Origin of the sequence: Paenibacillus dakarensis (assembly GCF_001373415.1) — a bacterium.
In the GTDB taxonomy this organism is placed as follows: Bacteria; Bacillota; Bacilli; order Paenibacillales; family Paenibacillaceae; genus Paenibacillus_AQ; species Paenibacillus_AQ dakarensis.
Map to the genome: position 1 here is coordinate 81,687 of NZ_CDSE01000038.1, position 20,587 is coordinate 102,273.

19 protein-coding genes are annotated in these 20,587 nt (G+C 46.8%); 1 reads left to right on the forward strand and 18 read right to left on the reverse strand.

Annotation, left to right across the window (positions count from 1 at the left end):
* Position 1: 1 nt before the first annotated feature.
* From prmA to gpr, 14 genes are all read right to left on the reverse strand, one after another.
* The gene (gene prmA / locus BN1234_RS10820) at positions 2 to 973 is read right to left on the reverse strand and encodes a 50S ribosomal protein L11 methyltransferase (RefSeq protein WP_054956676.1); all 972 of its coding nucleotides are present in this window, start codon (positions 971 to 973) and stop codon (positions 2 to 4) included.
* Positions 974 to 1,175: 202 nt separating this feature from the next.
* A complete protein-coding gene (locus tag BN1234_RS10825) occupies positions 1,176 to 1,370 on the reverse strand; it encodes a YfhD family protein (protein WP_054956677.1) in 195 nt (64 codons plus the stop codon).
* Positions 1,371 to 1,401: 31 nt separating this feature from the next.
* Positions 1,402 to 1,770 (reverse strand): hypothetical protein, encoded by a 369-nt coding sequence (locus tag BN1234_RS10830; RefSeq protein WP_054956678.1) that lies wholly within the window; start codon positions 1,768 to 1,770, stop codon positions 1,402 to 1,404.
* A gap of 215 nt (positions 1,771 to 1,985) precedes the next feature.
* On the reverse strand, positions 1,986 to 3,104 hold the full coding sequence (gene dnaJ / locus BN1234_RS10835) for a molecular chaperone DnaJ (RefSeq protein WP_054956679.1): 1,119 nt from the start codon (positions 3,102 to 3,104) through the stop codon (positions 1,986 to 1,988).
* 102 nt (positions 3,105 to 3,206) lie between these two features.
* The gene (dnaK, locus tag BN1234_RS10840) at positions 3,207 to 5,051 is read right to left on the reverse strand and encodes a molecular chaperone DnaK (RefSeq protein ID WP_054956680.1); all 1,845 of its coding nucleotides are present in this window, start codon (positions 5,049 to 5,051) and stop codon (positions 3,207 to 3,209) included.
* Between the two features lie 97 nt (positions 5,052 to 5,148).
* Positions 5,149 to 5,739 (reverse strand): nucleotide exchange factor GrpE, encoded by a 591-nt coding sequence (gene grpE, locus BN1234_RS10845; RefSeq protein WP_370733894.1) that lies wholly within the window; start codon positions 5,737 to 5,739, stop codon positions 5,149 to 5,151.
* A 46-nt stretch (positions 5,740 to 5,785) separates the two neighbouring features.
* A complete protein-coding gene (locus BN1234_RS10850) occupies positions 5,786 to 7,336 on the reverse strand; it encodes a TCP-1/cpn60 chaperonin family protein (protein ID WP_054956681.1) in 1,551 nt (516 codons plus the stop codon).
* Positions 7,337 to 7,348: 12 nt separating this feature from the next.
* Positions 7,349 to 8,383 (reverse strand): heat-inducible transcriptional repressor HrcA, encoded by a 1,035-nt coding sequence (gene hrcA, locus BN1234_RS10855; protein ID WP_054956682.1) that lies wholly within the window; start codon positions 8,381 to 8,383, stop codon positions 7,349 to 7,351.
* A gap of 144 nt (positions 8,384 to 8,527) precedes the next feature.
* A complete protein-coding gene (locus tag BN1234_RS10860; RefSeq protein ID WP_054956683.1) occupies positions 8,528 to 8,989 on the reverse strand; it encodes an N-acetyltransferase in 462 nt (153 codons plus the stop codon).
* A 75-nt stretch (positions 8,990 to 9,064) separates the two neighbouring features.
* Complete coding sequence (gene hemW / locus BN1234_RS10865; protein WP_054956684.1) at positions 9,065 to 10,246, reverse strand: radical SAM family heme chaperone HemW; 1,182 nt, start codon at positions 10,244 to 10,246, stop codon at positions 9,065 to 9,067.
* A gap of 146 nt (positions 10,247 to 10,392) precedes the next feature.
* Positions 10,393 to 12,207 (reverse strand): translation elongation factor 4, encoded by a 1,815-nt coding sequence (gene lepA, locus BN1234_RS10870; RefSeq protein ID WP_054956685.1) that lies wholly within the window; start codon positions 12,205 to 12,207, stop codon positions 10,393 to 10,395.
* 90 nt (positions 12,208 to 12,297) lie between these two features.
* Positions 12,298 to 12,675 carry a hypothetical protein gene (locus BN1234_RS10875; RefSeq protein ID WP_054956686.1) on the reverse strand — a complete coding sequence of 126 codons (378 nt, stop codon included), beginning with the start codon at positions 12,673 to 12,675 and terminating at the stop codon, positions 12,298 to 12,300.
* A gap of 48 nt (positions 12,676 to 12,723) precedes the next feature.
* The gene (locus BN1234_RS10880) at positions 12,724 to 14,013 is read right to left on the reverse strand and encodes a stage II sporulation protein P (RefSeq protein ID WP_054956687.1); all 1,290 of its coding nucleotides are present in this window, start codon (positions 14,011 to 14,013) and stop codon (positions 12,724 to 12,726) included.
* A gap of 208 nt (positions 14,014 to 14,221) precedes the next feature.
* Complete coding sequence (gene gpr, locus BN1234_RS10885; RefSeq protein WP_054956688.1) at positions 14,222 to 15,223, reverse strand: GPR endopeptidase; 1,002 nt, start codon at positions 15,221 to 15,223, stop codon at positions 14,222 to 14,224.
* A gap of 186 nt (positions 15,224 to 15,409) precedes the next feature.
* On the opposite strand from gpr, the gene rpsT reads away from it, so the two are divergent.
* Positions 15,410 to 15,682 carry a 30S ribosomal protein S20 gene (gene rpsT / locus BN1234_RS10890; RefSeq protein WP_054956689.1) on the forward strand — a complete coding sequence of 91 codons (273 nt, stop codon included), beginning with the start codon at positions 15,410 to 15,412 and terminating at the stop codon, positions 15,680 to 15,682.
* Between the two features lie 86 nt (positions 15,683 to 15,768).
* Here rpsT and holA read toward each other — a convergent pair whose 3' ends face one another.
* The 4 genes from holA to BN1234_RS10910 form a co-directional block, all read right to left on the reverse strand.
* A complete protein-coding gene (gene holA / locus BN1234_RS10895) occupies positions 15,769 to 16,788 on the reverse strand; it encodes a DNA polymerase III subunit delta (protein WP_054956690.1) in 1,020 nt (339 codons plus the stop codon).
* A gap of 269 nt (positions 16,789 to 17,057) precedes the next feature.
* Positions 17,058 to 18,350, reverse strand: a complete 1,293-nt coding sequence (locus BN1234_RS10900) for an anti-sigma factor family protein (RefSeq protein WP_054956691.1) — start codon at positions 18,348 to 18,350, stop codon at positions 17,058 to 17,060.
* Positions 18,347 to 18,895, reverse strand: a complete 549-nt coding sequence (locus tag BN1234_RS10905) for an RNA polymerase sigma factor (RefSeq protein ID WP_054956692.1) — start codon at positions 18,893 to 18,895, stop codon at positions 18,347 to 18,349. The genes BN1234_RS10900 and BN1234_RS10905 overlap by 4 nt, the downstream gene beginning before the upstream one ends.
* 105 nt (positions 18,896 to 19,000) lie before the next feature.
* A partial coding sequence (locus tag BN1234_RS10910) for a ComEC/Rec2 family competence protein (protein WP_156337194.1) occupies positions 19,001 to 20,587 on the reverse strand: 1,587 nt, incomplete at its 5' end.

Below are 20,587 nucleotides of genomic sequence, written 5' to 3' on the forward strand. Positions count from 1 at the left end.
CTTACCTCTTCCTTGCCACAAACGCAACCCAGTCATCCTCACGGTGTATCTTCTCAATCTCAAACCCGGAAGATACGAGCGCTTGCTCAACAACATCAACTTTATTCTTATAGATACCGGATGCAATATAGTAACCGCCGGGCTGTAGAGCCGCGTAAACATCATCTGTAAACAGCAAAATAACTTCAGCCAGAATGTTAGCGACAACGAGCTTAACCGGCAGTTTAACTCCAAGTTCCTCCATGCCGCCGTCTGTGATCACGGTCAATAAATCGCTCTCTTTAACAACGATCTGATTCTCCATACCATTTAACTGTGTATTCTCGATCGCACTATGCACAGCAACAGGGTCTAGATCCAAAGCGAGTACTTTGGAGGCACCAAGATGAACCGCTCCGATGGACAGAATCCCCGATCCCGTACCCACATCGATGACTTCCTCACCACCTTGAATAACACTGTCCAAAGCGCGAAGACAAAGCGAGGTGGTTGGATGTGCTCCTGTGCCAAAGGCCATTCCAGGGTCCAATTCAATAATTCGCTCATCTGCAGATTCTGGAGTATATTCTTCCCAACTTGGCCTGATTGTAAGCCGTTCCGAGACACGTATCGGTTTAAAATACTGTTTCCACGCGGTTGCCCATTCTTCTTCATTCACCGTCTTAAGTTCATAACGAACTTCCCCTGTGTTAATGCCAAACAGTGAAAGCTCCTCCACCCGGGGAGCTATTTCATCCTTGATCTCTTCAAGATTCATATCTTCTGAAAAGTATCCTTTGATTACAGCTTGGCCTTCTGGAATATCATTAAAAGGAACATCACCAAACCATTCTCCATGGGGGGTGCTCCGCTTTTTATTTAATGTACCGGACTCCTCAATTGAAACTCCGCCGGCTCCTGCTTCATGCAGGAAATTGGATATCATCTCCACCGACTCCTCAGTGGTATGTATTGTTAATTCATGCCATAACATTTTTTACGTGATCCTCCTCGTTTTTACAACAGCATTATGCAAAAATGCTCACATAGGTAACATTGTACTATACAGAGGACCCTTGTTACAAAATTTAAGTATTATTTAATCGTCTCTTTTCACAAAACAAGGCCCTCTCAGCGGAACGTCATTTCGCTGAAAGGACCTTGAGCGGCCAACACTCTATAGTCATTAGAAAAGGCTAGTGCTCATGCTCATGGTTATCAAACATTTCTTTAAGCTGCCGTTTATCTGCAGCCTCGCTGCGGCGCAGAGCCTCTACATCATCTGTATCAGCTTCAAGAGCGGAAAACTCTACATCTTCTGCTTTTGCAGATTGAAGCGCGAGCAGTTTCTCTGTCTTATCCGCAATTTTTCCTTTTTTCACTCTACGCATCCGTTACTCTCCTTTGACTTATCTGGTCTGATTAAACAAGGCCGCCGGCCTCTTCAATAATGTTTAAGGCTTGATGAAACACACTCTCATCCAAAACAACCGTTAGCAAAATGTCTCGTCCATGCGTTCCATCCTCAGAGGCACTCATCCCACTTGCTGAAGGATCTGCTGCGCCTAATATCCCGGCTGATCGATTAGAGAGTGAAGAGTTCAGCGTCATCGATGCCAAGCTTACAATATCACCGGTAATCGGATGCATGATACCATTCTCTTCGCCGCCTGGATAGGCACTGAACCGGTCAATTGACATATCCACAACCCTTAATGCCTCAAGCTTTCGTGCCACTCCCTGCGCTTCATCCGGAGATTTAAAGTACGCTAAAATATTTTTTTCTGCCATCATGATCACCTTCATTACATTTTCTGAGTTAGAAATCCGCTAACCGAACTCGTTTTAGAATGTTTCATTTAGATCAGAATTATTCTGAATTTTCAGATGCTTCGTGCATACCCATTCAACAAACAAAAAAACATGGTAGTGCAGGGATAACCCCCTTAACACTACCATGCGTATTGTCTGTCCAGCTATTTTTTTTAAAAAGAGAAAACTCCTAATCAATCACCGCGGAATGCTTTTTTCACACGATCAAAAAAAGACTGCTCATGCTCATGAGTCTGTTCACCATCCAGGGATGCGAACTGACGCAGCAGCTCCTTCTGTTCATCACTCAGCTTGCTTGGTGTAACAACGACCACCTTCACATGCTGATCTCCCTGGCCAAGACCACGAAGACGCGGAACTCCTTTTCCTTTCAAGCGGAAGAACGTGCCTGTCTGTGTACCTGCAGGAATCTTCAGCTTCACTTTTTCAGTAAGAGTCGGAATTTCGATCTCGTCTCCGAGCGCCGCCTGAGCAAAGGTAAGCGGCACTTCACAGTAAATATCATCGCCTTCGCGTTCGAAGAATTCATGCGGTTTGACGCGGATAATAATATACAGATCACCCGAAGGTCCTCCGCGAAGTCCGCTTTCTCCTTCGCCACTCATACGCAGCTGAGCTCCGTCATCGACACCTGCAGGAACCCGAACATGAATCTTGCGCTGCTTCTTGACTTTACCGTTACCTTGGCAGGTCGTACAGCGCTCTTTGATGATTTTTCCGGTTCCGTTACAGTTGGAGCAGGCACGGCGATTCACCATACGACCAAATGGAGTGTTCTGCACAACCTCCTGCTGTCCACTGCCGTGGCAGACGCCGCAGGTTTGCGGCTTCGTGCCTGGCTTTGCTCCAGACCCGTCACATGTATCACAAGTTTCCGTTCTCGGAATCGTAATGTCCATTTCCTTACCGAACACAGCCTCTTTAAATTCTACGGTCATCGTATATTGCAGATCGTTCCCCCGCTGTGGTGCGTTCGGATCCCGGCGGCCACCGCCGCCAAAGAACATATCAAAAATATCACCAAAACCGCCGCCAAAGTCGCCGGAGAAACCTCCGCCCATGCCTTGGTTCGGATCTATATGTCCATATTGATCGTAACGGGCACGATTCTGACTGTCGCTCAATACGTCGTAAGCTTCCTTTACTTCCTTAAACTTGGCCTCTGCATCTTCGGCTTTGTTTACGTCAGGATGGTATTGGCGCGCCAACTTCCGATACGCCTTTTTAATCTCATCATCCGACGCATCCTTGCCAACACCAAGCACCTCATAATAATCACGCTTTTCAGCCACGGTCTCACCCCCACTTCACTTATTACTCATATGTTTGGACAAAAGGAAAGTCAAAGTGCGGGATTCGCGCTTTGACTTTCCCTTTAAGCCATTTTATCCAGATTAACCTTTGTTCTTATCCTCGTCAACAACCTCGTATTCAGCATCAACAACATTATCCTTTTTAGGAGCGCCTTCTTGAGCTTCACCAGCACCGCCAGCTTGCTCAGCTTGAGCAGCCTGTTCATACAGCTTCACGGACAGCTGCTGAACGATTTCTGTCAAGGCTTCAGTCGCAGCATTGATTTCCTCCAGGTTATCGGATTCCAGAGCCTTTTTCACTTTCTCTTTAGCTTCGTTCGCTTTATCGATTTCGGAAGCATCCACTTTGTCGCCAAGATCCTTCAGCGTTTTCTCAGTCGTGTATACGAGCTGATCGGCATTGTTGCGAGCCTCTACAAGCTCTTTACGCTTACGGTCTTCTTCAGCGTGAAGCTCAGCATCCTTCATCATTTTTTCTACTTCTTCATCACTCAAGCCGCTCGAAGAAGTAATGGTGATTTTTTGGCTCTTGCCTGTACCTTTATCAGTTGCCGATACGTTAACAATACCGTTTGCGTCGATGTCAAATGTAACTTCGATTTGCGGTATGCCACGTGGAGCCGGAGGAATGTCTCCAAGCATAAAGCGGCCGAGGGTTTTGTTGCCTGCTGCCATTTGACGTTCACCTTGCAGTACATGGATTTCAACGCTTGGCTGGTTGTCTGCATACGTCGAGAATACCTGGGATTTACTTGTAGGAATCGTTGTATTCCGTTCGATCATTTTCGTGAATACTCCGCCAGCTGTTTCGATACCAAGGGAGAGTGGAGTTACGTCAAGAAGAACAACGTCTTTTACATCCCCTGTAAGTACACCAGCTTGAACGGCTGCACCAAGTGCAACAACTTCATCCGGATTAACGCCTTTATGAGGCTCTTTGCCTGTCAGCTTTTTGATTGCTTCCTGAACTGCAGGAATACGAGTAGAGCCACCAACAAGAACGATTTTGTTAATATCATTTGCAGTCATGCCTGCATCGCTCAGAGCTTGGCGAGTTGGGCCGAGTGTGCGCTCTACGAGAGAAGCGGACAATTCTTCAAACTTCGCACGAGTCAGGTTCACTTCCAAGTGCTGAGGCACGCCATCAGCTACCGTGATGAACGGCAAGGAGATGGTTGTTGTCAAAATACCGGACAATTCTTTCTTCGCTTTTTCAGCGGCATCTTTCAAGCGCTGAACTGCAGCTTTATCCTTGCTCAGGTCGATACCCTGTTCTTTTTTGAATTCAGCAACGAGGTAGTCGATGATTACTTGGTCAAAGTCATCACCGCCGAGGCTGTTGTCACCGCTTGTCGCTTTAACTTCGAAGAAGCCATCGCCAAGTTCCAGGATGGAAACGTCGAACGTACCGCCGCCAAGGTCATATACAAGAATCGTTTGGTCTTCCGATTTCTCCATACCGTAAGCCAAAGCTGCTGCTGTTGGCTCATTGACGATCCGCAGAACCTCGAGTCCGGCAATTTTACCAGCATCTTTAGTAGCTTGACGCTGACTATCGTTAAAATATGCAGGAACAGTGATTACAGCCTGAGTTACAGGTTGGCCCAAGTAAGCTTCAGCATCTGATTTCAGCTTTTGCAAAATAATCGCAGAAATTTCCTGAGGTGTGTAATCCTTACCGTCAATTGTTTCTTTATGGTTAGTACCCATATGACGTTTGATGGAGCTGATTGTACGATCCGGATTCGTGATCGCCTGGCGTTTCGCTGTATCACCAACAATACGCTCTCCGTCTTTCTTGAAACCTACAACCGATGGAGTCGTACGTCCGCCTTCAGGATTCGGGATAACAACAGCCTCGCCGCCCTCCATTACCGCTACGCAGGAGTTTGTTGTTCCAAGGTCAATACCAATTACTTTACTCATGAGAAAATATCCTCCTTCATATTACACACACATAAACTGCGGTGTGTGGCTCGTATTAACTAATAGTTTATTTAAAGCGGGCGATGGATAAAGCCTGTTACATGCTTACCTTAACCATTGCCGGTCGAAGCACCTTATCTTTCAGCATGAAGCCTTTCTGAACCTCTTCCACGACGATACCTTCTTCATATTCCTCGCTTTCCACCTGCATAATTGCTTGATGGAATTCCGGATTAAAAGGTTGGCCGACGCAGTTCATTGGTGTCAGTCCTTCTGCTTGCAAAATATTTTCAAGCTGACGGAAGATCATGTTAACACCTTTAGAGAAGGATTCAAACTCCGGGTTTTCTTCTGTAGCTGCTAATGCGCGCTCAAAATTGTCGATTACCGGCAGCAGCTCCGTAATTAATTTGGAAGATGCATATTTTGCGAGCTCTTCCTTCTCTTTCAGCGTACGCTTACGGAAGTTATCAAAATCTGCTTGAGCCCGTAATGCGCGCTGCTGCTGCTCCGAAAGTTCATTTTTCAGTTTCTCCACTTCAACTTGAAGGCTTCCTTCCGCATTCTCTTTCACAGAAGACTGCTCGTCAGTCCCTTGCGTGCCGGAATGCTCTCCGGTTTCTGGAACAGCATGCTCCAGGGTTTCTTCATTTACTGTATCTTGAACCTTGTTTTGGTCTTTATTCAAGATGCCTTCCACCTCCTTATAAAATATATATCAGTTTGCCTTAGAATTACTCTCCGGCTGTACCGCCTGGTTCGCGCATTTTAATCACATGGTGAATTCGAAGAACGGCTGCTGCCACTTCCCCGGCTGCACGTAAGCCATGAAGCTTTACAGGAGCAGGGTCTACGATCCCTCTATCTTCATAATTAATAATTACCCCCGTATCACAATCAACGCCCATGGAATCAGTTCCCAGGCGAATTTGAGCTGCCCTTACCTCTTCCATCTTCTCTAGTGGATTATAGCCGGCATTCAGCAGAATCTGTGACATCGGACGTCTAAGCGCTGTAGAAACAGCTTCGATTCCAAAAGCCTCCATCCCCTTCTGAACCTCCCTGTGACGCTCAAGCTCGTACGATACCGACAGCTCGCTTGTTCCGCCTCCCGGAAGAACTCCGCCCACAACAGCAGCCTGCAAAGCTGAAGCCGCATCACACGCTATGCGTGCAGCTTCGCCCACAACTTCTGATGTGCTTGCACCAATAATAATGGAAACAACACGTTCTCCGGAATTGCCGCCTTGAAGACGAACTCGCTCCAATGACTCATCATATTCAGCTTGAGGTGTAAACCCAAGAACGGACCGCAGTTGTTCCGGGTCTTTATGTAACGCGGTACGACGCACAGGCACCGCACCCGTCATGTCACAAACCCGGCGAAGATCAACCCGTGCAACACGAGGCACAACCATAATGCCGTGATCAAGACAAAACTGTTCAGCGTCCGGATGAATTCCTTTTTCCAAAAGGATCAGCTTCACAGATAGCTCTGATAAACGTTCCAGGTCAGAGGCAAATACGCTGCGCAGATCCATATATCTTGCAAAACCTGCTTCGGTTGTCAGCAGCTCTTCGTCTAGATTGTCCGGTTCTAATGCGTCCTGCAGGACAAGTACCTTGGCGTCGCTATAAACCTGCTGTTCCCTCGCTAACAAAGGCTTCTGTCTTAGCAGTATTCCCTCAAACACCTCATTTTCTGCTTTTTCCAGTGCGATAACACTGTCAGCCAGTGAATACGAAGGATTTCTTAACTGATCAATCCCCGCTTTGGCAGCAGCCTCCATGACCAGCCCGACGACGTCCCGCCGTTCACGCCCGGCCACAAATGCTGTCCTTTCAAGCAAGGGATCATCCAGCCCCTCTATTACCCGTACCCTGTCCGATAGAAAACGAAGTGCCATCTCTATGCCTTGTCTCATACCTTCCACAACTTTGGACGCGGGAACACCACGGACGATCTGGGCGACACCTTCCTGGACCAAAGCCCCCGCCAATACGGTAGCTGTTGTTGTACCATCACCGATTTTTTCTTGCTGGGCTCTGGCTACCTGGATAAGAAGGCGGGCGGCCGGATGGGACACATCCATCTTATCCAGAATGGTTACCCCGTCGTTCGTGATTACAACCTCTCCACGGGACCCTACGAGCATAACATCAAGCCCCTTGGGGCCCAGTGTTCCTTCAACGGCGGAAGTGACAGCCCGAACCGCATTACTGTTATTGATCAGCGTGGAGTGGCGGTCATCACCGTCTCCATGCTGCTGTGGTCCCTGGCTCATCACGCTCACTCCTTATCTGTACCATTGTGATAACAATTTTGTGAGATCATGCGATAACACATTCATAATTCCGATCACACGAGCATATTCCATTCGGGTCGGCCCCAGGATACCAATGGTTCCAAGAGTTTCACCATTTGCGGAATACGTTGCTGTAATGAGACTGCAGTTCGCAATCGCTTCATGATCGTTTTCTGTACCGATACGTACCTGAATCCCTGTTTCTCCCGGCATCGGTGCCATCATCTTCATCAGTGTAGGCGTCTGCTCCAGCAGCTCAAAGATATTCCTTACCTTGTCTACATCTTTAAATTCCGGCTGATTCAGCATATTGGTTGTACCGCTCAAATACACTTTCTGTTCCTGATCGGTACTGCCGAGCACCACATCAAGTACACTCATAAGCTCTTCGTAGTGATCAATATGCCGCTGCATTTCTTGACCCAGCTCAGAGAACAGCCTTGTCTTCAGTTTATAGAAAGGCACATTAGCCAGTTTACTGTTTAAAAGGTTAACCACCTGCTCCATTTCCGATACAGACACACCCGGCGGGATTGTAACCGTCTTATTCTCTACTTGGCCGGTACTCGTTACTATAATAGCTACTGCCTTATTATCTCCCAGCGGAAGTAATTGGAAATGCCGCAAAGACGTATGAAAAACTTCCGGTCCGAGAAGGATGGAAGTGTAATTCGTCATCTGTGACAAAATACCTGCCGCATGCTGAATCATCTGCTCCATGGCATTCAGCTTCTCGGCAAAAAAAGCTTTCATCATTTGCAGTTCGGAAGGATTCAGTGAAAACGACGACGTAAGATGATCTACATAATAACGATATCCCTTATGTGAAGGAATACGTCCAGCTGAGGTGTGAGGCTGCTCCAGAAAACCCAGCTCCTCCAAATCAGCCATCTCATTACGAATCGTCGCAGGGCTATAGCCCACATCCCCACGTTTAGAAATGCTTCTGGACCCAACCGGCTCTGCTGACCGAATATAGTCATCGACGATCGCACCTAAAATCATGCGTTGACGATCTGTTAACATGTCGCTCCCTCCTTGCTAACTGCAGTTTTCCTAATCGTTAGCACTCATCGCCAACGAGTGCTAACCGATATTACAAAAATACCAAACCGACCGGAGTATTGTCAAGTCAGTTTGGCATCTTCTGAGCAGTTATTCTGATTCAAATCAATCCAATAATTTCAGCACAGCTATTTCATCACAAGCATGCTGCTTCTTACAGTAGATGCAGTCCGTCCAAACTTTTTCGGGGAAAATTTCCTTCTTAACTATCGAAAAACCGTTCTTTATAAAGAAAGAAACTTCATATGTTAAAGCCATCACCTTTGGAATTTCACGTCTTTTGGCCTCAGTCATAAGTGAATCCACCAGCATGGAACCGATTCCTTTACCTTTGTAACCTTCAGATATGCCGAGAGACCGAATTTCTACCAGATCATTGCCGAGCTGGCATAAAGATCCGCAGCCAATAACCATTCCATCCCATTCAGCTACCACAAACTCTTCAATCTGCTTCTCCAGCACATTACGCGACCGGGGAAGCATAATTCCTTGCTCCGCATAACCTTGAATCATCTGATATAGCGGCTCTACATCCTCCAACCTTGCTTTTCTGCATACGGCAGGCATATCTTCCGTCTCCCCTTTACACGCTCCGTTATGTTATGAATAAATATACATCAGAGCGTATGGAAGTTCAATAGATTATTTACCTGCCAGACTGCCTATAAATTCAGCAAATACTTCATTACCGAATAAAATCCCCTTGTCACTCAGCTTATAGCCTTCATCGGTTGCATCCAGCAATCCTGCATGAACCATCTTGTGGAGCGGACGGGCAAAAATCACATCAAGGGAAGCGTTAAACTGCTGTTCAAAACGGCTCCGGGAAACTCCATCCAATACTCTCAAGCCGACCATCAAGAAATCCTCCATCGCTTCCTCTGTTGAGACCTGGAAGCTCTCCAGACGCGGGAGACCCTTTTTCACAGCTTCGATATAAGGATTTACTCCTTTAATATTCATATGACGCTGACGCCCAACATAGCCGTGAGCCCCCGCTCCCAGCCCATAGTAATCTTCATTAAGCCAGTAAGTCATGTTGTGCTTGCTTTCAAAGCCAGGCTTGGCGAAATTACTGATCTCATATTGCTTATACCCGGCCTCTTTCATCCGGTTCATGAGCAGCAGATACATGTTCAGCTCAGCTTCCTCATCCGGAAGAGGCAGCTGATTCTTCTGGTAAAGCGTATGGAACAGGGTATTCTCTTCCACCTTCAGGCTGTATATAGAATAGTGAGGCAAGCCGAGTTCCAGCGCTTTAGTCACACTCTCCGATAGCATGTCAATCGTCTGGTTTGGCAGCCCAAACATGAGATCAATCGACATGTTGTCAAACCCGGCCTTCTTCGCATTTTCCAGACTGCGATAAACGTCATCTGTGTTGTGAATACGTCCTATACCTGTAAGGAGATTGTTCTGAAATGCCTGCACCCCGAAGCTGACCCGGTTCACGCCGCCTTCACGCATAACAGACAGCTTTTCCAGATCCGTCGTTCCAGGATTGGCCTCCATCGAAAACTCAATGTTACCGTCCCACGCGGTAAAATGATCCTTCACTGTCTTCAGGAAATATTCCATTTCCTTCGGTTTTAATACAGTTGGCGTACCGCCGCCTACAAAAATACTCTTGATCACGCCTGGAGGAGATGCCTTGACGGTCAGTTCCATTTCGCGCTCCAGGGCCTGCAGATAATCCATGACAGGCTGATCCTTCAATACGTACGAATTAAAATCACAGTAAAAACATTTATTTGTGCAAAACGGGATGTGAATATATACAGCTTCCGTACGTTTGCTGTCTCCGTTTATCATAGGCGTCGTCATAAAATTCCTCCTTGCTTAGCCTTACTTATAAGCATTCTTCTTATCTTTGGACTATCCTTATCAACTTCTCAATCATGAAAGAAAAGGAAAGCCATGGACGGCTTTCCTCTCACAGTTATTTCCTCACTATATTAATTCACGTTAGCTTAGTCGTCGATTTTCAGTACAGCCATAAACGCTTCCTGCGGTACTTCAACACTTCCGACCTGCTTCATCCGCTTCTTACCCTCTTTCTGCTTCTCAAGCAGCTTCCGTTTCCGCGAGATGTCGCCGCCGTAACATTTGGCAAGAACGTTCTTGCGCATTGCCTTAACCGTTTCACGTGCCACAATCTTGGTTCCTACAGATGCCTGGATCGGCACTTCGAACATTTGGCGCGGAATCAACCCGCGGAGCTTCTCACAGATTGACCGGCCACGATGGAATGCTCTGTCACGGTGTACGATAAAGGACAAGGCATCTACCTGTTCCCCGTTAAGCAGAATATCCATTTTGACAAGATTTGAAGTCCGGTAACCTGACAGTTCATAATCAAACGAAGCGTATCCTTTGGTGCTGGACTTCAATTGGTCAAAGAAATCATACACGATTTCAGACAGCGGGATTTCATACGTAATCGTAACACGTGTCGTATCGAGATACTCCATGTTGACGAATTCGCCGCGTTTGTTCTGGCAAAGTTCCATGATTGCTCCGACATAATCGTTCGGGACAATAATAGCTGCTTTAACAAAAGGCTCTTCAACATAATCGACCTTGCCTACCTCAGGAAAATGGGAAGGGTTATCGATCTGGATCTGTTCTCCATTCGTCTGCGTAATACGATATATTACACTCGGCGCAGTCGTAATCAGAGGTATGTTAAACTCGCGCTCAATCCGCTCCTGGATAACATCCATGTGGAGCAGGCCCAGGAATCCGCAGCGGAAACCGAATCCAAGTGCACTGGAAGTCTCCGGCTCGAAAGTGAGCGATGCATCATTAAGCTGCAGCTTCTCAAGCGCCTCGCGCAGATCGTTATAGTCTGACGTTTCGATAGGATACAGTCCGCAGAACACCATCGGGTTGATTTTGCGGTAACCCGGGAGCGGCTCTGCCGTAGGGCGCTTGGCATCCGTTACCGTATCACCGACCTGTGTATCGCCAACGCTCTTGATGCCTGCCACGATAAAGCCAACATCTCCGACATTCAGCTCGTCCACGATAGTCATACGCGGCTTGAACGCTCCTACCTCGATCACCTCGAACGTCTTCTCCGTTGCCATCATCTTGATCTTGGAGCCCGCTTTGATGCTGCCATCAATTACGCGCACATATACAATGACACCTTTATACGGATCATAATGGGAGTCAAATATCAGCGCCTTCAGCGGCTCTTCAGGATTGCCCGTAGGTGCAGGCACTTTCTGAACGACCTGCTCCAGGATTTCCTTGATCCCGATTCCCGCCTTCGCGGAAGCGAGTACAGCATCGCTGGCATCCAGCCCGATGACATCCTCCACTTCCTGCTTCACCCGTTCAGGATCGGCACTTGGAAGATCGATTTTGTTAATGACAGGCAGAATTTCCAGATCATTGTCCAGCGCCAAATATACGTTGGCGAGTGTCTGTGCTTCAATTCCCTGAGCAGCATCCACGACAAGCAGCGCGCCTTCACAGGCAGCCAGGCTTCGGGATACCTCATACGTAAAGTCGACGTGTCCCGGAGTATCAATCAGGTTCAAAATGTACTCCTCGCCGTCGTCGGCTTTGTAATTCAGACGAACCGCCTGCAGTTTAATGGTGATACCGCGCTCTCTTTCCAGATCCATCTGATCCAGTACCTGCTCCTGCATTTCACGGGAAGTCAGCGCTCCGGTATACTCCAAAATCCGGTCTGCCAATGTCGATTTACCATGGTCTATATGTGCAATGATAGAAAAATTACGAATTTTTTGTTGTCTTGCTTGTACGTCAGTCATGCCTTACCCCCAACAACCACCAGATGTTTGAATCAATTTATTATAACAGTTGGTTGAGTGCACAGCAATGGCATGAACATACATTCCGGTTCAATCCGTAATAGATCCGAAGATCGATACGACCCAGCGAATGCTTTGATTGGAAAGCTGCTGCAGGAGGCCGGCTGTTTTATCTGCAAGTACATCTGCAGGCGGCTTCGACCCTTGAGGCAGCAAAATGTCACGCGGGATCGGTTCAAACCGGGGTTCTTCTTCCACGATTGAAGCTGCAGGAGCACTCTCCTGCTTAGGTTCAGGAGAAGCATAGGCATTGCTTTGACGCTGCTGCTGTGTGGATTGCACCATTTGTCCGAATAACCGGCCGTTCTGAACCGGAGAGTCGTCTGTACCTCCCAGCTGCATTCCTATCAGCACACCGATTCCAGCCCATATGATTATGGCAGCCAGCTTTTTTCCGGCTTTGTACATCTCTACTTCCCCCTCCTCGTTCTTCGTACATCAGATATATCTATAATTCTATGAGGCAGCGCCGTCCTTATTTCCGCCCTGTTTGTGTTCATTCGTTGTATCTTTCATTGCACTGGCTTTCTGAGCTTTCTGATCCTGCCAGTAAACCTCCGCAATCATATCGGCCAGCAAATCAGCGGTACGCTTCAACTCATCCTTCGTATTATCAATGCCCCCGATCTCTATTAAAATACTGTTAGGAGACAATGACTGATTGTATTCACCATTTCCCTGATCTGCAGACTTCCCCCATACTCCCCTGGATACACCCGAATACGATTTTTCCATCAGCTGATGGATTTTATTTGCAAACTCTTCATTCTGCCGCCAATTCTTGTTCGCGTGACCAATGATAAAATACACTTGAGCGTAATTGACTCCGTTGATCTTCGTTGTTGTTTTGCCATGACGCTGGGAATCCCGATGGATATCGATCAAATATGTAAGGTCTTCATTCTGTGCAAGTGCCGCCTTGACGGCTTGACGCGAATATTTATATGAAAAATTCCAGTTATAGTTCGGTACGGTGCTTTGATAGTCACTCTTATCATGTACTGTTCCTACGCCTTTTGCTTCAAGTCTTTTGGCTACCATACTGCCTACAAGCATAATATTTTTGTTCGGTGAAGAAGAACCCGGATTACTGCTTTGCTTCCCCAATAAAGGATTGAACGATTCCTGCGGATGGGAATGGTAGATTAAAACATTTTTCTTCGCAGGCGTCTTCTCCGGCTTCCCATCCTTAGTCGTGCTTCCCGGTTGGTTAACGGAAGGGGGCGAGACCGGATCATTCTGTGATTCACCAGGCTGTATTCCTAACTGATCGTTCGGTTCGGCAGGTGTCGAAGGGTCCGGACGATAATCCGCGGGTGCTTCCCCCTGTTCATTGCCCGAAGCGGTTCTAAGCGGAACAGGCTGATTCCCCTTCATCCCCGGCACCTCGCTGGCCAGTAGGCTTTTCGGATCTCTCGGATTTACACTTGTCAGAAGCTCAAATACGAACGGCGTCATTTTTTCAGCAGAAAGTGTTAAGATTTCCTTTTCCGGGGCCATATGCGGCATTTCCATTCCGATCATATCAACAAAAAAACGGCTGGATAACGATGCGGCTAAGCCCTTCATGGACGATACCGGCGAGGTATTAAGTCCTTTTTCCGCCATGCCCCCAAACCCAAGAAGCAGAAAAAACAGCAGGGAACCAAGCATCAACAGCACTAAGGTACGCCCCATGCTTAATCCTTCCATCACTCTTCTTTTTAATCTGGCTATGTTCCAAATGCGAAATTTACGGTTATTCATACCGGTGCCCTCCTTCAATAGCGGATCGTTCAGTCACTTCAAAACAGCTTGTCCAAAGCAACTCTGTAATCTCGTATATTTCAAATCTATGAGCCGCTAAGAATCGATAGAACAAATAAAAGAATTTCATTTGAAAATAATAGAACAAAAAAAAGCCGCTCTCTGTGTCTATCCAAGACTTCAAGAGCAGCCTGTCGTATATTAGAGTCTAGTGAGTATATGCACCGACATTACCAGGGTCAACCGCTTCATGCAGTGCAGCGTTCAAGCCGCTGGCAACAATGTTGGCGATATCTTCAATGAACTCGTCAATTTCTTTCGGTGTCACGATGAGGTCATGTCCAAGCGGTTCCAATACCTCTTTCACCAAAGCGAGGCGCTCATTCTCTGGAATATCACGAAGCATGCCCATGATTTGACCCGTCTCGGGAGCCCCATGGCCAAAATGGCTCTTCATCATCTCAATGGCATTGTTCACAATGGTTGATGCATAGCATACTGTCGGAACGCCGATAGCTATGCAGGGGACTCCAAGTATTTCTTTTGTAAGCCCCTTGCGTTTATTCCCGATCCCGGACCCCGGATGAATACCGATATCCGCAATTTGAATTGTTGTATTCACGCGTTCAAGCGACCTCGAAGCCAGAGCATCAATCGCTATAATCGCATCCGGCCGTGTCCGTTCAACAATGCCATGCACGATTTCGCTGGATTCAATTCCCGTTATGCCAAGCACCCCTGGGGCTACAGCGCTTACCTGGCGATATCCGGGCGCCACCCGGTCAGGCATCAATTCAAAGTAATGCCTTGTCACCATCACATTCTCCACAACGAGCGGGCCGAGCGAATCGGGTGTTACATTCCAGTTGCCGAGCCCAACAATCAGAATGGATGCATTTTTCCCTATACCAATTCGCTGAATGAAATCTTCAAACTCGCGTGCGAACACCGTTGCTACCTGTTCTTGCAGCCCTGTATCTCCTTTGCGCAAATCGGGAACCTCAAGAGTGACATAATTTCCTTTAACTCTCCCAATTCGTTGTGATGCAGCTTCATTCTGAACATCAAGTCGAGTAATCTTGATTCCATCCTCCTGCTTGATGTCTTCCAAAACCCCGGGAATAACCGGATTCTCTGGACCCGAAGCAAGCTCTCTCGATTCAATTGCCAGGTCGGTACGAATCGAATAATGCCGTAAATCCAATTCCATGCTCATTCACTCTCCTGCATCGTAATAAAGCTAGTGTGCTGGAGATGGGGAAAGATTATACAAAAGTATACAAAAAGCCCTGCAGTCATTCTTTCTTAGTATTGCTTTTTGTAACCCCCCATGCTAAACTATTTTAAGTTGTGAAACATTTCGCTCTATTGAAATGCCTTACAGGAGGTGAATGTAATGCCAAACATTAAATCCGCGGTGAAACGCGTCAAAACAAACGACAAACGCCATGCACTCAACATTTCTCAAAAATCCGCACTTCGTACAGCAGTTAAGAATGCTGACGCAGCGCTGGCTGGTACGGAAGTTGAAACTGCTAAAGCTGCTTTCCAAGCTGCTTCGCAAAAGCTTGACAAAGCCGTTACGAAGGGCCTGATTCATAAAAATGCGGCTGCCCGCAAGAAGTCCCGTCTGGCGAAAAAACTGAACGCTCTTTCTTCCCAAGCATAAGAAGCGTTTCTGAATAAGAAATGGAAAACCCTGAACAGCTTTTGCTGATCAGGGTTTTTTGATTTATATAGCGGTAGGGCCGGGGTTTAAGCCCCAAGCCGAAGCAGAAACAACTCCAGCCCGAGAGCCTTGTCCACTCCGCCTGTCTTCATCTTATAATCCAAATCCCCAAGGTGATTCAGAATATTCTCCAGGCGGGACGCTTCAAATTTTCTGGCCTGCTCTCCGGCAATTTTTACGGCATACGGATGAATTCCAAGCTGAGAAGCGATTTGCTGCTGGGAATAACTTTGCTTAGACAGCGTCTTTACTTGAAGAATGATCCGGAATTGTCTCGTAATTAAAGCTGCAATCTTGATAGGCTCCTCCCGCTGCTTCAGGAGTTCATAGTAGATGGCTAATGCTTTATCAATTCTTAGATTCGCGATATCCTCAACAAGTACAAACACGTTTTGCTCTGTACTCCTGGCTACCATACGGTTCACTGTGGTCTCGTCTATGGTCCCGCCAGCTCCAGCATATAAGCACAGCTTGTCTACTTCCCCGGACAAAGTCTGAAGTGATGTACCTGCATTTCGTACAAGAGCATCTGCAGCTCCCGGAGCGAAAGAACAGTTCTGCTTCAAAGCCTTCTTCTCCACCCATTTCAGTAATTCATCACCGTTCAGAGGCAAGAACGCAAGTGCTGTTCCTTTTTTCTTAACAGCTTTCACTATTTTTTTTCGTTCATCCAGCTTTTCAGACTGGACCATAAACACAATTACACTATAATCGGCCGGATTCTCCAAATAATCAAGCAGAGCTTCAATCTTATGCTCTATCTTGTTATTATCCTTACCCGCGGTAAACAAGGAAGTATCTCTTGCAAAGATCAGCTTTCTCGGCACCATAAAAGGCACCGTTTCAGCCTCTTCAACCACAGACTGAATAGGTGTTTCGCCTAAATCCATATGAATAAGCGCGAAATCTTTATCTTCTTTGGTAAGAAGCTCTGATTCCAGCAGCGCAGCGAATTCCTTCATTTGATATTTCTCACTACCGTATAACAGGTAAACCGGGGATACCTGCCCCTGCTTGACCGCCTTAGCCGCCGTTTTGGCATCCATTCTGTAGTCCCCCTTTTCATCTTCGTACACCACTATACCAAAAAAGCAGCTCCGGGGCGAGGAAACTGTTGATTATCCGACAGCAAAAAGACCTCGTCATGTTAACAACGAGGTCTTTTTGTCCCAACACATCTATATAAACGCCGGACAGAGTGCTCTAGAAACACTCCGCCGCCGGTCATACGACGGTCGTTAGTTATATAACACTTTTATCTACAATCAGCTTATTCATATGCCTTGCTCATTGTGCTTCGATGACTAAGTTTTTACTATGGTTTGGCTGCAGGCTTCGTTGGGACGGTCTCGCCATTCTGGGTCGATCCAACCGGTGGTTCAGTTGCTTCAACAGGCTGATCCACTTTAAATTCATGCTTAACCTCTTTTTGATCAACGAGAACCGTATACGTAAAGACCTTGCTATCGGAGGACCATTCCCCTCCTAACCATTCCCCTTCCAGCCGAAGAGACTTAATCATCTCGGGCAATTGATCTATATTTGGAGAAAAACGATATATGATCAATTGGTCGATTTCCAGCGATGCGCTGTAAAGGCCGTCAGGTGACGACCATCGGGGCGGTCCCATTCTAGAAATTCTATATATATTTATTATGCCCGCCTCTTCTTCTGGTCTATCCACATTTACATCTTTCTTTTCACTAGCTATTTGGTTGTCTTGGACATCTGCCGGAGCCTGGGGATTCTGCTGCACCTCTTGAGGAGGTACGGTCTTCTGATCCTGTGTTTCCTGTGGAGGAACAGAATTTTCCGTTATATTATGATTGTTAGGCTCTTCCTTTTTACCAATCATTGAACCAGTGTCAGCCGGAGCCGCCCCATCGTTTGATTGCGATTCATTAACCGCGTCTTTCTTTTGGGGAGCAGCACTCGATTCCACAGGCTTCCTGGAAGGGGAAGCAGTTTCCTCTGGTCTGGTCTTATTCGGTTTCACTTCTGCAGGTTCTTCGGAAGCTGCCAACGGTTGATTGGCATCTTTTGTCGAAACTTCTCTATCATTATTAACAGAGTCCGTTTCCGTTTTCATCGTTTCAGTCAATTCCTGACTTTCAATGCTCCCGTTACTTCCATTACTTCCATTGCTCCCATTGCTTGTTGGCATACTTGCCTCTTCTTTAAAAGGCATCTCTGCATTAGAGAGCACTTCCGGTTTGTAAGTGAAAATAGCAACCCCGAGAATGAAAGCTGCAGCTGCAGTACCCATTACGGTTCTGCCTGCTACCGTATTCCACCATTTTGATTTGCGTCCTTTACGCTGAAGCTCAGGTACCATCACTGCCGGTCCGCGGTAGTCGACTTCCTCAGTATTTTCCATTCGACTTTGATCAATGGCTTCAAGTTTCGGAAGTATCGCATCAACTAAACTATAAGGCGGTGTGACGGGCGGAAGCTCTTCCAAATCCTTCGAGAGAGATTTCAAAATATTGAATTTCTCCGCGCAAGCCGGACAAACCGCAACATGGCGGTACATTTGCGCAGTTTCCTCTGAATCAAGGTCCTGATCCAAGTACCTCTGCATGTATTCCTCCACCTCTTGACAATTCATCCTGATACACCACCCTTCTGATGCTCATGGAGCATGTTCTGAAGCTGCTGTCTAGCCCTGAATAGGTATGACTTCACCGTATTCAGAGGGAGGTTCAGACAATCAGCTATTTCGTTATAAGACAAATCCTGCAAATATCTCAGTACAATAACAGTGCGGTGATGATCTGACAATTGATTGATCGCATCTTGAATGTCTTGAGCCAGATACCCTGTCATCACTTCTTTCTCTACATCCTGCCGATCCTGAAAATCCAGATCGTGCTCATCGATAGAGACCGTCGGTTTCGTTCTCCGGAACTTATCAATACAAATGTTAGTCACAATCCGCTGCACCCATGTTTTAAACTGGGCCTTTTCTTCATAAGAAGTGATCTTCGTATAAATACGAATCAATGCTTCCTGTGAGGCATCTAAAGCATCCTGTTCATTGTTCAGAATATAATAAGCAGTTCGATACACTGGTTGCTCGATCTCTCGCAATAGGGTAATTAGAGCGTCGCGATCGCCCGATTGAGCGGCTCTGATGAGTCCCTGCTCCACCACAGTGGATCCCCCTCTCCCTGCATACATACAGACGATTGATATGATTAATATGTTGCAAAATGTTTCCTAATAATTTTGAGGAAACTTCATCTAACTATACCAAATTTATCTGATTCCGTCATCAGTCCTTAATTTTGTACGCACCTCTATTTTTCCTTTGCGAGATACCTTCATTTGAATTTCGCCTCTCAAATCCGTACGGTAAACAAGAGTCCCATAACGCTGCAGGCGATTGACGACATCCGGGTGAGGATGACGGTACATATTATTGACACCGGCGGATATGACCGCGGCTCCTGGCTTCCATGCTTTAAGCCATTCTTCCGATGTAGAAGTCTTACTTCCATGATGTCCTGCCTTAAGCACATCAAGCGGCCGGATTTCTTCGTCGTCGTCGTCGTGATTTTTCGTTATGCCCCTGGCTTGTTCGGTCAGTATACGCTGCTCTGCTTTTTCATCAGCATCGCCTGTAAAGAGAAACCGGGCCTCATTCATTCGCAGCTCAAATACAAGAGACTCATGATTCTGATTCTCCACTACAGGCAATACCGTCTGTTCTTCCGCTTTCAGCCCTGTGTTCAGGAACCGCAATTCTGTAAAAGGATCGGGATGATAAACCGTTCCGCTGTAAGCTTGATATATAGGGATATCCTGAACAACAGCCGTTTTCATCAATTGCTCAAATGCCTTCGATTCTGTCCATGTCCCATTAAAAAGGATTGATTTCACCGGAATTTGCTCCAAAACTGCCTGCAGCCCTCCGCTATGATCCTGATGATTATGAGTAATCACGACCATATCAAGCGAGTGTACTCCGCGTTTTTTCAGTAAGGGCACAACTACCTTTTCACCGACTTCGAACGGCTGGCTGCGTTCCTTCCACGCATCCTTCTCTTTTCTGAAGCTTGTCGTCCCTCCGGCATCGATTAATATATGCTTTCCTTCAGGCGTAGACACCAAAATAGAATCACCTTGGCCCACATCCAGAAACTGTACCCAGCCGTTCCCCTGCTTCGCAGGCCCGTGATATCCGGCAAAGAGCAAGAGTAAGAACAAACCGGCAAGTGTTGTTGCTGCCATTCGGTCTCCAAACCTCTCCCATAGATCAGCTAATCGGTAGAGGCCTAATGATCTGAGTCGCTCTGAAAAACTAAGCTCAGGTGAAGCGATATACTCTCTATCTTCCGGCTTACGATATACATCATTTCCGGATAACGGGACTGTATCGTCAGGATTTTTCCTTGTACCGAGCATAGCCTGTCTTCGCTTGCTTCCCCGATCCAGCAGCATGAATAAAAGAATAAAATAAGCGGTAATCCACCACAGCTTCGGCGAAGGCCATATGGTAAGAGAGCTCGCCCAATTATTCATCCACTCTACAATCGAAAAAGTGAATGAATTTAGCCACTCAATAGGCACAGCTATCCATTTACCACCTGTCAGCCACACGGTCGAAGCAATCACTGCTATCATACCCATTGGCAGTACGATCAGACTGATCAGGGGAACAAGCAGTAAGTTGGCAAATATAGATAACAGGGAAAATTGATTGAAATAATATATCGTAAGCGGGAAGGACACCAGTTGAGCAGCTAATGTCACCCCCACCGTGCCGGCCAGCCATCGGGGCATAGACGATAGAAAGGGCATCAGCTTCGGTACAAATATCATCAAACCCGCCGTTACAAGAAA

Excerpts from the sequence above, each read along its gene's own strand:
- rpsT (WP_054956689.1), top strand. The coding sequence starts at position 15,410 with ATGCCAAACATTAAATCCGCGGTGAAACGCGTCAAAACAAACGACAAA.
- gpr (WP_054956688.1), bottom strand. The coding sequence starts at position 15,223 with ATGGAATTGGATTTACGGCATTATTCGATTCGTACCGACCTGGCAATT.
- BN1234_RS10825 (WP_054956677.1), bottom strand. The coding sequence starts at position 1,370 with ATGCGTAGAGTGAAAAAAGGAAAAATTGCGGATAAGACAGAGAAACTG.
- prmA (WP_054956676.1), bottom strand. The coding sequence starts at position 973 with ATGTTATGGCATGAATTAACAATACATACCACTGAGGAGTCGGTGGAG.
- hemW (WP_054956684.1), bottom strand. The coding sequence starts at position 10,246 with ATGACGACGCCTATGATAAACGGAGACAGCAAACGTACGGAAGCTGTA.
- lepA (WP_054956685.1), bottom strand. The coding sequence starts at position 12,207 with ATGACTGACGTACAAGCAAGACAACAAAAAATTCGTAATTTTTCTATC.
- holA (WP_054956690.1), bottom strand. The coding sequence starts at position 16,788 with ATGGATGCCAAAACGGCGGCTAAGGCGGTCAAGCAGGGGCAGGTATCC.
- BN1234_RS10900 (WP_054956691.1), bottom strand. The coding sequence starts at position 18,350 with ATGAATTGTCAAGAGGTGGAGGAATACATGCAGAGGTACTTGGATCAG.
- BN1234_RS10860 (WP_054956683.1), bottom strand. The coding sequence starts at position 8,989 with ATGCCTGCCGTATGCAGAAAAGCAAGGTTGGAGGATGTAGAGCCGCTA.
- BN1234_RS10830 (WP_054956678.1), bottom strand. The coding sequence starts at position 1,770 with ATGGCAGAAAAAAATATTTTAGCGTACTTTAAATCTCCGGATGAAGCG.
- BN1234_RS10850 (WP_054956681.1), bottom strand. The coding sequence starts at position 7,336 with ATGAGCCAGGGACCACAGCAGCATGGAGACGGTGATGACCGCCACTCC.
- hrcA (WP_054956682.1), bottom strand. The coding sequence starts at position 8,383 with ATGTTAACAGATCGTCAACGCATGATTTTAGGTGCGATCGTCGATGAC.
- BN1234_RS10880 (WP_054956687.1), bottom strand. The coding sequence starts at position 14,013 with ATGAATAACCGTAAATTTCGCATTTGGAACATAGCCAGATTAAAAAGA.
- BN1234_RS10875 (WP_054956686.1), bottom strand. The coding sequence starts at position 12,675 with ATGTACAAAGCCGGAAAAAAGCTGGCTGCCATAATCATATGGGCTGGA.
- dnaK (WP_054956680.1), bottom strand. The coding sequence starts at position 5,051 with ATGAGTAAAGTAATTGGTATTGACCTTGGAACAACAAACTCCTGCGTA.